Source organism: Clostridioides sp. ES-S-0054-01 (genome assembly GCA_021561035.1).
GTDB lineage: Bacteria > Bacillota > Clostridia > Peptostreptococcales > Peptostreptococcaceae > Clostridioides.
In genome coordinates this window covers 308,621-321,045 of record CP067346.1, presented here as the reverse complement: position 1 = coordinate 321,045, position 12,425 = coordinate 308,621, and the positions used below count along the sequence as shown (strand labels likewise).

At 28.2% G+C, this 12,425-nt stretch carries 13 protein-coding genes and 1 riboswitch; all 13 genes read right to left on the bottom strand.

From position 1 onward, the window contains the following. Window positions 1–21 precede the first annotated feature (21 nt). Entirely contained in the window at window positions 22–1,341 is a 1,320-nt protein-coding gene (fliI, locus tag JJC02_01840) for a flagellar protein export ATPase FliI (GenBank protein UDN54966.1), read from the bottom strand. A gap of 3 nt (window positions 1,342–1,344) precedes the next feature. After that, a complete protein-coding gene (locus JJC02_01835; GenBank protein ID UDN54965.1) occupies window positions 1,345–2,085 on the bottom strand; it encodes a flagellar assembly protein FliH in 741 nt (246 codons plus the stop codon). Continuing rightward, complete coding sequence (fliG, locus tag JJC02_01830; GenBank protein UDN54964.1) at window positions 2,069–3,139, bottom strand: flagellar motor switch protein FliG; 1,071 nt, start codon at window positions 3,137–3,139, stop codon at window positions 2,069–2,071. The genes JJC02_01835 and fliG overlap by 17 nt, the downstream gene beginning before the upstream one ends. Window positions 3,140–3,151: 12 nt before the next feature. After that, window positions 3,152–4,702, bottom strand: coding sequence for a flagellar M-ring protein FliF (gene fliF, locus JJC02_01825; GenBank protein UDN54963.1), 1,551 nt, complete (start codon window positions 4,700–4,702; stop codon window positions 3,152–3,154). A 24-nt stretch (window positions 4,703–4,726) separates the two neighbouring features. Next, entirely contained in the window at window positions 4,727–5,044 is a 318-nt protein-coding gene (fliE, locus tag JJC02_01820; protein UDN54962.1) for a flagellar hook-basal body complex protein FliE, read from the bottom strand. Between the two features lie 9 nt (window positions 5,045–5,053). Next, window positions 5,054–5,458: a flagellar basal body rod protein FlgC gene (flgC, locus tag JJC02_01815; GenBank protein UDN54961.1), complete on the bottom strand. Its 405-nt coding sequence runs from the start codon at window positions 5,456–5,458 to the stop codon at window positions 5,054–5,056. A 7-nt stretch (window positions 5,459–5,465) separates the two neighbouring features. After that, complete coding sequence (gene flgB / locus JJC02_01810; protein ID UDN54960.1) at window positions 5,466–5,783, bottom strand: flagellar basal body rod protein FlgB; 318 nt, start codon at window positions 5,781–5,783, stop codon at window positions 5,466–5,468. A 406-nt stretch (window positions 5,784–6,189) separates the two neighbouring features. Beyond that, window positions 6,190–6,280, bottom strand: a riboswitch (cyclic di-GMP riboswitch). 474 nt (window positions 6,281–6,754) lie between these two features. After that, window positions 6,755–8,005: a nucleotide sugar dehydrogenase gene (locus tag JJC02_01805; GenBank protein ID UDN54959.1), complete on the bottom strand. Its 1,251-nt coding sequence runs from the start codon at window positions 8,003–8,005 to the stop codon at window positions 6,755–6,757. After that, window positions 7,999–9,093 (bottom strand): NAD-dependent epimerase/dehydratase family protein, encoded by a 1,095-nt coding sequence (locus JJC02_01800; protein ID UDN54958.1) that lies wholly within the window; start codon window positions 9,091–9,093, stop codon window positions 7,999–8,001. Before JJC02_01800 ends, JJC02_01805 begins: the two co-directional genes overlap by 7 nt. Window positions 9,094–9,141: 48 nt before the next feature. After that, window positions 9,142–9,915, bottom strand: coding sequence for a glucose-1-phosphate cytidylyltransferase (gene rfbF, locus JJC02_01795; protein ID UDN54957.1), 774 nt, complete (start codon window positions 9,913–9,915; stop codon window positions 9,142–9,144). 10 nt (window positions 9,916–9,925) lie between these two features. Beyond that, entirely contained in the window at window positions 9,926–10,471 is a 546-nt protein-coding gene (rfbC, locus tag JJC02_01790; protein UDN54956.1) for a dTDP-4-dehydrorhamnose 3,5-epimerase, read from the bottom strand. A gap of 2 nt (window positions 10,472–10,473) precedes the next feature. Beyond that, a complete protein-coding gene (locus tag JJC02_01785) occupies window positions 10,474–11,397 on the bottom strand; it encodes an NAD-dependent epimerase/dehydratase family protein (protein ID UDN54955.1) in 924 nt (307 codons plus the stop codon). Window positions 11,398–11,403: 6 nt separating this feature from the next. Beyond that, window positions 11,404–12,408, bottom strand: a complete 1,005-nt coding sequence (locus tag JJC02_01780) for a radical SAM protein (GenBank protein ID UDN54954.1) — start codon at window positions 12,406–12,408, stop codon at window positions 11,404–11,406. Between the last annotated feature and the right edge of the window lie 17 nt (window positions 12,409–12,425).

Sequence of the window (12,425 nt, the reverse complement as noted above, 5' to 3'; positions counted from 1 at the left end):
TCAAATATTTTTTTAAATTATTTATTCAAAGATGCTTCTCAAACTACTTATAGTTTCATTAAAAGAACTCTTTTCATTTATCCCTTGTTTTAAAAAATTAATAATATGCTCATGATAATAAATTGCCTCATCTATTTTTTTATTTGTACCTGAAGCATATGCACCTATATTTATCAAATCTTCTGCTTCTCTATACTCAGCAAGCATATCTCTTGCAAGTGATGCTATTTTTATATCTTCTTTTGAGGCAATCTCATTCATAAGCCTACTTAAACTATTCAATACATCTATAGACGGATAATGATTCTTATTTGCCAAATCTCTAGATAAAACTATATGACCATCAAGTATCCCTCTTGTGGTATCTGCTATTGGCTCATTAAAGTCATCTCCATCAACTAGTACTGTATAAAATGCAGTTATAGAACCTTTATCTGATGTCCCGGTTCTCTCCATAAGTTTTGGCAAAATGGCAAATACAGATGGTGTATATCCTTTTTGAGCTGGTGGCTCTCCTATTGCTATACCAACTTCTCTTTGTGCCATAGCAAATCTAGTTACTGAATCCATCATAAGTATTACTTTTTTATCCTGGTCTCTAAAATACTCTGCTATTGCAGTAGCAGTAAGAGCACCTTTTAACCTAACCAAAGGGGCTTTATCTGATGTTGCACATACAACAACAGATTTTTTCATTCCCTCTTCACCTAAATCTTTATCAATAAAATCTAGTACTTCTCTCCCTCTTTCTCCAATAAGGGCAATTACATTTACATCTGCTTTTGCATTTCTAGCAATCATACCTAGAGTCGTACTCTTACCTACTCCACTTCCTGCAAATATGCCTATTCTCTGCCCTTCACCACAAGTAGTAAATGCATCTATTGCTCTTACACCTGTTTCCATTATATTTCGTATCTTTTTTCTCTTCATTGGGTCAGGAGGTTCATTGTTCAAGTTGTATCTATCTCCTAAAACAACGTCTGAGTTGTCTATAGGATTTCCAAGACCATCAAGTACTTTACCTAGTAAATTATCACTACACATAACACTTAAAGGTATCCCCTTAGAAATAACTTTACAACCAGGCGCTATCAATGTTAATTCTCCCAACGCCATTAATATGACTTCTTTATCTTTAAAACCCACTACTTCACAATTCACCGGTTTATTAACTTGATTATATATAACACATAGCTCCCCAACAAAAGCTTTTATCCCTTCAACTTCTACAGTAAGCCCTATTATCTTTTTAACTCTACCTTCTGATATAGTGAGTTCTAAATTTTCTATTTTCTTATTTATTTTATCAAAGTCTATATATATATCAGTTTTATACATACTTTATTCACCAAGCAATTCTTCTTTTAGTTTTTCCATAGCACAATCGATACCAACTATTATTCTTCCATTTTCCTTTTGGATGATAGCATTTCCTTTATCTATACTATCATCTGCAATAACAAATACACTTGACTTTAATGATGTTTCTTCTTTGAATAATTCAAATTCTTTCTCTATATTATCTTTATAGAAAGAATTACATCTTACTATGAATGAACTACTCCCTTCATAATCTTGAATGATTTGCTTTAATAAATCACTCATAGATTCTTCATCTTCAAAGTGCTTTTTTAGAACAGAACTAGCTATATTAATAGCAAGTCTTATAATCTCTTTATTTTTCTCTTTTATGTAATCAGTCATCTTCTCATTAGCTTGTAATAAGATTAAATTTGCCTGATTTTTTATAAAATCTGCTTCATCTTTAGCTTTTTGGGTATATTCATTGTATGACTCTTTATATCCATCCTCATATCCATTTTTTTGACCTTGACTATACCCTTTTTCATACGCTTGTTTTTCTATATTTTGTGCATTTATTCTTGCTTCTTCTAATATCTCATTCTTTTTTATCTCAGCAGATTCTATAGCTTCTTTTATTACCTCATCTCTAAATCTACAGTCATTATCTTTGTTTACGTTTGATTCTCCCACTCTAACTTTATCTATTATGGTTAAATCTAGTACTCCTTTATACGATGCTTTTTTACTTTTAATAATTTTATTATTCAACAAAGTCATCACCAAAATTCCTTACAATAGTTATGGCACCTTCTTTTTCAAGTTTTCTTACGCTATTTACTATCTTTTGTTGAGCAGCCTCAATCTGTGTAACCTTTATAACACCAACCATTTCCATCTCTTCTTTAAGTGCATCTGCTGCCCTAGAAGATTGATTTCTATATATAGCATCTGAAATCGCATCATCCACACCTTTTAAGGCATATACTAAATCTTTCATAGTTACTTCTTTTAGCACTTTTTGTATACTTATATCATCCAGCTTGACAATATCTTCAAAGATAAATATATGAGATTTAATTTGTGCTGCTAAAGCTGGGTCTTTTTCTTCAATAGTTCTCAAAATATTCTTTTCTGTTTTTCTATCAGAGTTAATCAATATTTGTACTAAAGTAGATACCCCTCCATAATCCTTAAAATCATCACTACCCATTGAATGTAATTTAGCTTCTAATGAATGTTCAATTACTTTTATCACTTCTGGAGATATTGAACCCATTGAACTTATTCTCATAGCTACCTCATTTTGTAAATCAAGATCTAAATATGCTAAAACCTCTGCCCCATTTTCAGGTTCCATATGTGCAAGTAAAATGGCTATAGTCTGTGCACTTTCATTTCTAATTATTTCTAATATCTTCTTTACATCTAGTTTTATAATATGTTTAAAAGGCTTTGTACTCGTATTTATTGATATACCTTCAAGTAATTTATTTGCTTTAGCGTTTCCCAAAGCATTACTTAACAGCTCTCTTGCATATTCAAGCCCACCTTCTATAACATAATCTTTTGCTCTATTTATTTCTACAAACTCTTTTAAGATTTCTCTTCTTTCTTTTGAAGCTATTGAAGAAATATTTGCAATTTCCAAACCTATTTTTTGAACTTGTTTATCAGGCAGGCTTTTTATTATATCACTAGACACACTTGGGCCTAATGTCATTAATAGTACAGCAGCTTTTTTTAAACCCTCACCTTCTATCTTTTCATTCTTATCACTTTCACTTATATCACTTAAGTCAAACGCATTAACATTTGTAATTTCCGTGGACACTTTCTATCCCCCTTACTCATTTAACCAAGTTTTTATTATCTCTGTTACTTGGTCTGGCTTTTCTTCTGCATACATTTTAACAGCTTCCTCTAATGTCAGTTCTGGATCATCTCCTAATAGAGGATTATCTTTCCTATCAATAGAATCAGATTTAGGGCTATAATCTTCATCTTCATAATCCATATCTTCTTGTTCACTTCTCTTCTTATATATTAAGTATCCAATAGCACCAACTGCTACTACTGCTACTACTCCAATAACTGCTTTTATTATATTCTTTTTAAATCCTTCTTTTTTAATATCTTCTAGCTCTTGTTTAGCTTCTTTCTTCCCTTCAGGGTCAAATACCATTGAAACAACACTAAGAGTATCTCCCCTCGCTCCATCCATACCTATAGCATTATTAACAATATCCTCTACATCAGCTTGAACACCTTTAGCTATTTTTCCATCTATAGCGACAGAAGCTGTCAATCTTTTAAGTTCTCCAGGCGCAACTATAGTATGAGTTTCAATCTTACCTGTTTCATACTCAAAACTCTCATCTAAACTATCTTCTGTATTAGTACCATTGTTATTTCCTTGGTTGTTCATGTTAGCATCTACACCTTGAACATTATTTGTAGCAGATTTAGATGAATTTTTCGACCTTGTCTCCTTTATTGCAACTTTATCAGGGTCAATCTTTATTTCAGTTTTTTCAGCTGTATCAAAACTTAAATCAGCATTTACTGTAGCCTTTACTTTTCCTGTACCAAATATTGGTTCTAACATTTCTAAAATAGACTTTTCTAATTGTTTATTCAATGCTTGTTCAGATGCCTTATTTTTATCAACACTAATACCACCATTTATTGGTTGATTATTTTCATCAACTTCTTCATCGTCTAAAATACCTTCAGATAATAAATTCATTTTGTTATCAATGACCTGAACATTTTTTTCTGGTATATTTGTAACACTTCCTGATATAAGTGCCATAACAGATTTTATCTGATTTTTCTCTAAAGTTGTTCCTGGCTTTAACATCAAATAAACTGCTGCACTTCCTGGAACAGCCTCCTTTTCAAATACTGATGACTCTCCAAATGTTATATGTACTCTAGTATCTTCCACTTGTGGAAAACTCTTAATTGTTTTTTCTATTTCACCTTGTATCATTCTTTGTTTTTTAATCTGAAACTCTTCATCAGTAAGTCCTATTGATGACTTATCATCCATTAGTGCAAATCCTTTAGAACCACCTGTAAGACTTGGTGCTAACTCCAATCTTAACTTATCAACTTCTGTTCTAGGTACATAGATTGTACTTCCCTTTACCTTAGTATCTATCTTTTTAGACTCTAATTCTGCTGATATATCTGCAGCATCTTGAGCATCTAGTTCTGAAAATAAGACTGCATACTTATTTTTGCTCGCAGATATTGCTGTAAATACTAGCGCTAAACATATAGCAACAATCCCTATACCTAATGCTACTTTAGTTCCCTTTTTTAGAGAACTTATCTTTGTCCTAGATTTAGCAACTTGCTCCTTAATCTTATTTTTAAAACTGGCTATCATTTATTATTACTCCTGTTCAAAAGACTAAATTTGTACCTTATTCATTTCTTGATATGCATCATGAATCTTATTTCTAACTTCTATTAAATATTGCATAGATAGTTGTGCTTCTTGACCTATTAACATAACTTCATGCATAGAGACATCTTCGCCTTTTATAAATTTTTCTTTCATATCATCTGCTGTTACTTGTTGAAAATTAACTTTATCTATAGTATCTATTATTACATCTTCAAAGTTCTTTTTTTCTTCTTTATTATTAATATTTAATAGTTTTGTTTCTCCAATTAAATTATCTAACTGTGCTCCTTGCACTATATTGTTAATCTGTGTAATTGGCATAATTTATCCCTACTTTCCTATTTCTAAAGCTTTAGATATCATAGACTTCTGAGCATTCAATGTATCTACGTTAGAATCATATGCTCGTGAAGCTGCTATTAAATCTGTCATTTCAACCAATATATTTACATTTGGATATTCTACATATCCATTTGGCTTTGCATCTGGATGAGATGGATCATATACTTCTTTAAGAGGCGATTTATCATCTTCGACAGATGTAACTTTTACTCCTAGCATACCTAATTTATTATCATAGTTTTCTTCAAATGAAACAACTTTTCTTCTATATGCTTCTCCATTTGGACCTCTTGTAGCATTTATATTAGCTACATTTGATGATATGATATCCATTTTCAAACTTTCTGCTGTTAGCCCACTAGCAGATATTCTCATTCCACTGAATACACTCATCTTCTAATTACCTCCCACTTATTATTGATTTTGTCATTGCTATTTTCCCATTTGCAAAACTTATCAAAGCATTATATTGTAATGTTGCCATTGCTTGGTTTACTTTTTCCTCTTCTATGTCTACATTATTGCCATCTACCCTTAATCCTTTCGAATTATCTGTTTTTTCCTCTATTTTTGGCATTTTGTCATTTAATGTTTCTTCAAAAGTTACATAATGTCTTTTATAGCCTTCAGTATTTATATTTGCTATATTATTTGCTATTGTCTGACTTCTTAGATTAGTTGCATCTAATCCCATTTTTATAATGTCATATGTATTCACACTCACTCCTCCTTCAAATATATTTTATCTATTTTGTTTATTAATAAAGAATTAAGTTGCTATACTACAAAAAATGACTTCTTTATTCATCCAAATTAATTACATTTCTATTACATTAATACAATAATGTATCATTTTAGTAAGAAAACCAATATTTTTTCAGTGAAGCCCCATGAAAATATAAAAAAATTTTAATATGTATTTAAATATTTCTTCAGAAAGTTGCCTTTTTTTGTAAAATAGTAACTTTTTTAGATAATTTATCTTTATTTTAAGTTATAAATTGGTAAAATATGTTATTATATGTACTTCTACTGTAATAAAGTACTTTCTCCATAACAAAATGACCGCCAAAAAGGCAGTCATCCTAGACTCATCCTACGTATACAGCATACTTAGGATTCTTTTTGGCAACTGGCTGACATAGTTTGTGTACACAAACTTTAGTCCCTATAGCTTTGCGTAACTAGATTTCTCTAGTTTTGCCTGTTTAGTTTTAATCTAAGTATACAATAAATAACAAATTTTTTAAACATTTTTTTAAGTATTTTATTATATTAATGTATTAATATTTATTTCTTGATATATTAATTAATCTATATAATTGTATATTTATTTCAATTTTATTAAATAAAATTACTTTTTATAACATACAGCATTAAAAAATCAATATTTTTCGATTAAAATTACATATACAATATACTTAGTTTTTTAACATATCTATATGTTATTGTTTTAATATATAGACACTTTAATTTTGATTAGTAGGTAGCATATATCCAATAATTAGTTTTAAACTTATATAATTCAAATATTTACTTATTTCTACTAAATAATATATCTATCATCAAATATTATTCCAATCAAAAATAAGCCAACAATCGAGAATATATCCCAAAATCTCTAAAATAAATAGAGCTTTATCTTGTTGGATTATTCTTAATTATTCATAAAGTTAAAAATATACTAAATTATTTATTTAATATATAACGACAATCTACAATAGGTTTTTTAGTATATAAATTAATATTTTTAAATTCTTCCCATGCAGTTACTATTACTATAACATCAACATATCCTAACAAATCTTTCGTTGATTTAGCATAATTTATATTAAATTTATAATGTTTGTGAAATTCTTCATTTGCCACTGGATCATATACTAAAATATCTTTATACCCTCTTTTTATTAAAATATCAATTATTTTTGCACTTGATGTGTCACGGACATCATTAGAATTTGGTTTGAAAGATAAGCCTAATACACCAATTTTAGTCTTATTATTTGTTAATGATTTTTCAATTTTATCTACTATATATTTAGGCATCTCATCATTAATTTTAATAACATTGTATAGTATATTTGCATCAAATTCATTTTTCTTTGATATTGAATAAAGAGCATTTGTATCCTTTGGTAAACAATAACCACCATATCCACAGCCAGGATACATATATGAAACTATTTCACAACCATCCCAACGCTTATCTTTATGAAATATATTAAAAGCCTTAGATATATCTATATCTCCAATATAATCTGCAATCATAGACATTTCATTTGAGAAGCTAATCATAGTAGCTAAAAATGAATTTGACAAATACTTAATAAATTCACTTGTATTCAAAGAAACAAAATATAATGGAATATTTGCAGTCTTATATAAATTATACAACTTTTTCTCTACCTTTTTATCATCAACTCCAATAACAATACGATCTGCCTTAATAAAATCTTCCCAACAGTGACCTTCCCTCAAAAACTCAGGATTATTAGCAACACCAATTTTGCAATTATTATTTAGATTCTTTTTTTCAATGAATGGTTTGATTTCTGTTAATGTCGTAGATGGTGGAACAGTTGACTTAATAATAAATGTCCTAAACTTATCATCATCTATTGAAAGTATTGCCTCTTCTAAAGCATTATATAAGTAAGTTAAATCTGCCTCTCCATTTTTGCCATAAGGTGTTCCTACACAAAAAAATATATACTCACTTTTTTTCATAGCTATTTTTAAATTATCAGAAACAAAAAAATTTTTATTGAGAGTTTGTTTTAACACGTCCTCTAGATTAGGTTCCATAAATGGCACTTTCCCACTTCTTATAATTTCTTTGTGATCATAATTTATGTCAATACCATAAACTTTATGTCCCATTTGTGAAAAACCTAATGCTGTTGTTAATCCAACAAAACCAAGACCAAAAACTGTTACCATAAATATTCATACTCCTCACTTTCTTTAATAAATTTTAAAAATCTCTTGACACCCATATTTACATCTATTTCTGGATTATAATTTAGTAGGACTTTAGCTTTGTCTATATTCGGACATCTATGTTGAGGATTATGAGTCAAATAGTGTTTCTCATTAGATTTATTATATGTAATATTCCCTGTATATTTAAATACTTCTTCTCCATTTTCTTTATAAATATTTGCAAGTTCTTCTATAGATATTTCTGGATTTGAAATTCCTATATTAAAAAAATCATATTTTCCATAAAGCAATATCTTCAGATAACCATTTACAGCATCAGCTATATAGCAAAAAGTTCTCGTTGGTAATCCATTTGATAATATTTCAATGTTTCTATTTTCTTTTACTGCTTTTGCAAAATCAGCTGGTACACGTTTATCACTAATTCTCATACCTGGACCATAATTATTAAATGGTCTCACAACTCCGATTGGCATATTATATTTTTCACTAAATAACATACAAATAGTTTCTCCAAATCGTTTTGACTCATCATAACAAGATCTTGGTCCAGTTATAGAAACATTCCCATTGTAATTTTCAGTTGTTGGTATATTATTAGAATCAGGATTTCCATAAACTTCACTTGAAGAGTAAAATAAAAATCCCTTTATTAATTTTTCTTTATAAAATTCTAATAAAGACCTTAATCCCCAAATATTTGCATCTATTGTTTCAATTGGAAACTTACGATAAAATGTAGGAGAAGCAATTGAAGCCATATGAATAACATAATCCACATTTTCAGCATCTTTAATATCTGAAATATTATCTTTTGATATGTCAAATTTCTCAATCTGAAAAATGGAATCTTCCTTAAAATCTTCTACCCATTTTGGGCATCCTAACATAAAGTTATCAATTGCAATAACTTTCTTTAGATTTAATTTCATTTTATTATGTTGAAAAAACCTCATAAAATAATATCCTATAAAACCAGCAAAACCTGTTATTAGGATTGTAGAATTGCATAGTTTTTCTTTTTCATCACTAGATAATTTATTGAACGTATAATCTAAATCATACCTTAGTGTTTTACATATCATATCATTCTCTCCTTTATTAATATATCCTTTAAAGACAATCAAAATTTGTCACCATAGTCTCCAAAATGCATTATTATTCTTCCAAAGCATATTGAGATTGTTCATGTCTCTTTCATTATCCATACATGCCCATAATCCTTCATGCTTATATACTGCTATTTCTTTATTTTTAGCTAAATCTTCAAATAATCCATATTCTAAATCACAATTATCATCTTCTGTAAGAAATTCTAACAGTTTTTTATTAAACACCATAAAACCCCCATTTATCAATCCTTTTGATGTCTGTGATTTTTCTTCAAATGATTCTAGTACATTTCCATCAGCTACTAATTCTCCAAATCTAGCTGGAGGTCTTACACCTGATATGGTCAACAATTTTCCCATACTATTATGAAAACCTATCAATTCTTTTACATTTATATTTGCTAAACCATCTCCATAAGTCAATAGATTTATGTCATCTTCTAAGTATTTTTCAATCTTTTTAAGCCTTGCTCCTTTTTCTGAACTTATACCAGTATCAATTAATGTCACTTTCCAATTTTTTTCATCATTAGTATTAAGAAACTCAATATTTCCATTACCAATTTCAATAGTAAAGTCATTATTTTTAAAATCATAATGTAAAAAATAATCTTTTATGACATCTGCTTTATAACCTAAACATATTATAAAATCATTTATGCCATAATATGAATAAATTTTCATTATATGCCATAATATTGGTTTTCCACCAATATCTATCATAGGTTTAGGAACAACATTTGTTATATCTCCTAACCTACTACCATATCCACCTGCCAAAATTATTGCTTTCATATTAAACTCCTTATTCTAAGCTACTATTTGTATATTCAAGAAAAGTCTGCCATTTTTTATCTTTATCTGATAAAATAGGATTACTTGTATTCCAATCTATATTTACAGAATCCCATCTTATACCTTCCTCATATTCTGGCGCATACATAGAAGATAATTTATAAACAACCATTGTATCGTCTTCTAAAACTTCATATCCATGAGCAAATCCAGCGGGAATATATGCCATATTTCTTTTTTTTGAATCTATATGAAAGTTAACAGTTTGTCCATATGTTTTTGATCCTTTTCGGATATCAATAGCAACATCTAGTATGCTTCCTTTCAAACAGTAAATTAGTTTACTTTGTTCAAATGGTTCATTCTGAAAATGTAAACCTCTTATTACTCCTTTACTAGAGGTTACAAATAGATCTTCTTTAAACTCTTCCAAAATTCCTAAATCTTCAAAAGATTTTCTATGATATGGTTTAATTGTTATACCTCTATTATCTTCAAATACATTTGGGAAAATTTCTATACAATTTTCTATATTAGTTTTTTTTATCCTATACATATCTATCCTCTCTTCACATCAGAATTTTTTTCAATATTCATCATAAGACTTATTCCTTCATACAAATCCATTGTAGATACATTTTTCAATATGTTTTCTCCATTCGTATACACTTTCATCATTTCTCTATCTTTATAAGGTAATTTTCCCAATTCAATATTTAATTTCTTTCCAATGACAGATTGAAATATTTCTATAACTTCTTTCAATTTATATATTTTTTTAGGCAACACTAAAAATTGTTTGTATTCTTTAGATTTTAGTTTTTGTATAGTCTCAATTGCAATTAAATAGGCTTTTATTACATCATCAATATAAACTAATCCTAATTCTTGTTCTCCGCCTGACATTTCCAAATTTTCTCCACTTATTGCAATTTTTTTTAATAAATTAATAACTTTAGGTCTAAAATCATATGGACCATATGTATCTATCAATTTCAAAGTTATCATTCTCATATTTGATACCTCAATATAATACTTTGAAATTGATTCAAATGCTTCTTTAGTAGCTGCATATAAGTTAACAGGATTATAATTACAATCATTATAATTTTGCCAATGAGTGCCTGTGTTTATAAAACAATTAACTTTTGCATTGATAGAAGCTTCTATTAATTGTGTAGGAAATACTACATTACTATTAATTAAATCTATAAGTTGGTTTGAAGCATGGCTTCCTAAATACAAAGAAGCTAAATTTATAACAATATCAGGTTTAATATTTTTTAATATATTATTCAATTCTATTGTATCTCCATTAAATACATATAGACTTATATTTTTTTCTATCTCTGATATTGAATCTAATTTAGAACTTTCTCTAACGAGAATATGAACATCATAATTTAACATATAAAGTTTTTTTGCTAAAAATGATCCTATATACCCAGTTGCTCCTGTTAATAAAATTTTTTCTTTATACATATGCAATTATATCCTTTTTTTTATTTTTTCTGCATATTTATCTAACTCATCTTCTGGTTTTGAAACACAATCTATTGCTCCACATTTTTTACATACATTATTAAAAAATCTGTTTCCATTGAGTTGCATCAATAAAAAATTTCTCCTTTTCTCTCCATTCCAAATTTCTAAAAGGGTGTTTTTATGTATATTTCCTAAATCAGATGGATTTTCTAATGAACAACATGGATAGACATCTCCATTTGGCCAAACAACAAAAGTAAAAAATCCTTGAGAGCAAACTGTTATTTTATCATGTTTTTCTCCATATGCATTAATATCTTCAGTATCTCTCAAAATCATACTATAATTTACTCCATCAAAAACAGGTCTAATATTTTCGACAAATATTTTATCGCAAATATCGCCAAAAATATTATAGAAGTTTTTTTCTTCATATTTATCCAATGCTAAATCAGCTATTTTAATACATATTTCGCAATCCTTTTTATTATCATATAAAAATTTCATATTCTTTACAAAATCATTGAAATTTATCCTTGTATTACAAGTTTTTTTATACATTTCTTCAGATAAACCTTGGATAGAAATTCTTATTTTATCTAAACCAGAATTTATAATTGATAGTATTAATTTTTCATCCAATAATGCTCCATTTGTTATAATTTCTACTCTTTCTGCTATTCCACTTTCTTTAACATATTTAATCATATCAGGTAATCTTTTATTACATGTTGGTTCTCCAGTACCTATAAAACTTACTACTTTAAATTTCCTCTTAAACTCTTTAGCTTGATTAATTATTTCTATAAATGTATCCCATTTCATAATTGATGCTTTAAAACCCTTCTTCTCAAGTTCTCCATTACTTAATGAATGTGCACAGTATATACATTTAAAGTTACATACTGTTGATGGAGATATGATTAATGTAAATGGTGCATCTAAAGGAATAACTTCACTCAATTTCACTCTTTCTAGACCATAACCTGGTTCAATTTTTGCTATCATAATTAAACTTTTACTCC

Bases quoted from the DNA above. Each gene is read 5' to 3' on its own strand.
- fliI (UDN54966.1), bottom strand. From the start codon at position 1,341: ATGTATAAAACTGATATATATATAGACTTTGATAAAATAAATAAGAAA.
- fliF (UDN54963.1), bottom strand. From the start codon at position 4,702: ATGATAGCCAGTTTTAAAAATAAGATTAAGGAGCAAGTTGCTAAATCT.
- JJC02_01780 (UDN54954.1), bottom strand. From the start codon at position 12,408: ATGATAGCAAAAATTGAACCAGGTTATGGTCTAGAAAGAGTGAAATTG.
- rfbC (UDN54956.1), bottom strand. From the start codon at position 10,471: ATGTATAGGATAAAAAAAACTAATATAGAAAATTGTATAGAAATTTTC.
- fliE (UDN54962.1), bottom strand. From the start codon at position 5,044: ATGCCAATTACACAGATTAACAATATAGTGCAAGGAGCACAGTTAGAT.
- JJC02_01800 (UDN54958.1), bottom strand. From the start codon at position 9,093: ATGATATGTAAAACACTAAGGTATGATTTAGATTATACGTTCAATAAA.
- JJC02_01835 (UDN54965.1), bottom strand. From the start codon at position 2,085: ATGACTTTGTTGAATAATAAAATTATTAAAAGTAAAAAAGCATCGTAT.
- JJC02_01785 (UDN54955.1), bottom strand. From the start codon at position 11,397: ATGTATAAAGAAAAAATTTTATTAACAGGAGCAACTGGGTATATAGGA.
- flgC (UDN54961.1), bottom strand. From the start codon at position 5,458: ATGAGTGTATTCAGTGGAATGAGAATATCTGCTAGTGGGCTAACAGCA.
- rfbF (UDN54957.1), bottom strand. From the start codon at position 9,915: ATGAAAGCAATAATTTTGGCAGGTGGATATGGTAGTAGGTTAGGAGAT.
- JJC02_01805 (UDN54959.1), bottom strand. From the start codon at position 8,005: ATGGTAACAGTTTTTGGTCTTGGTTTTGTTGGATTAACAACAGCATTA.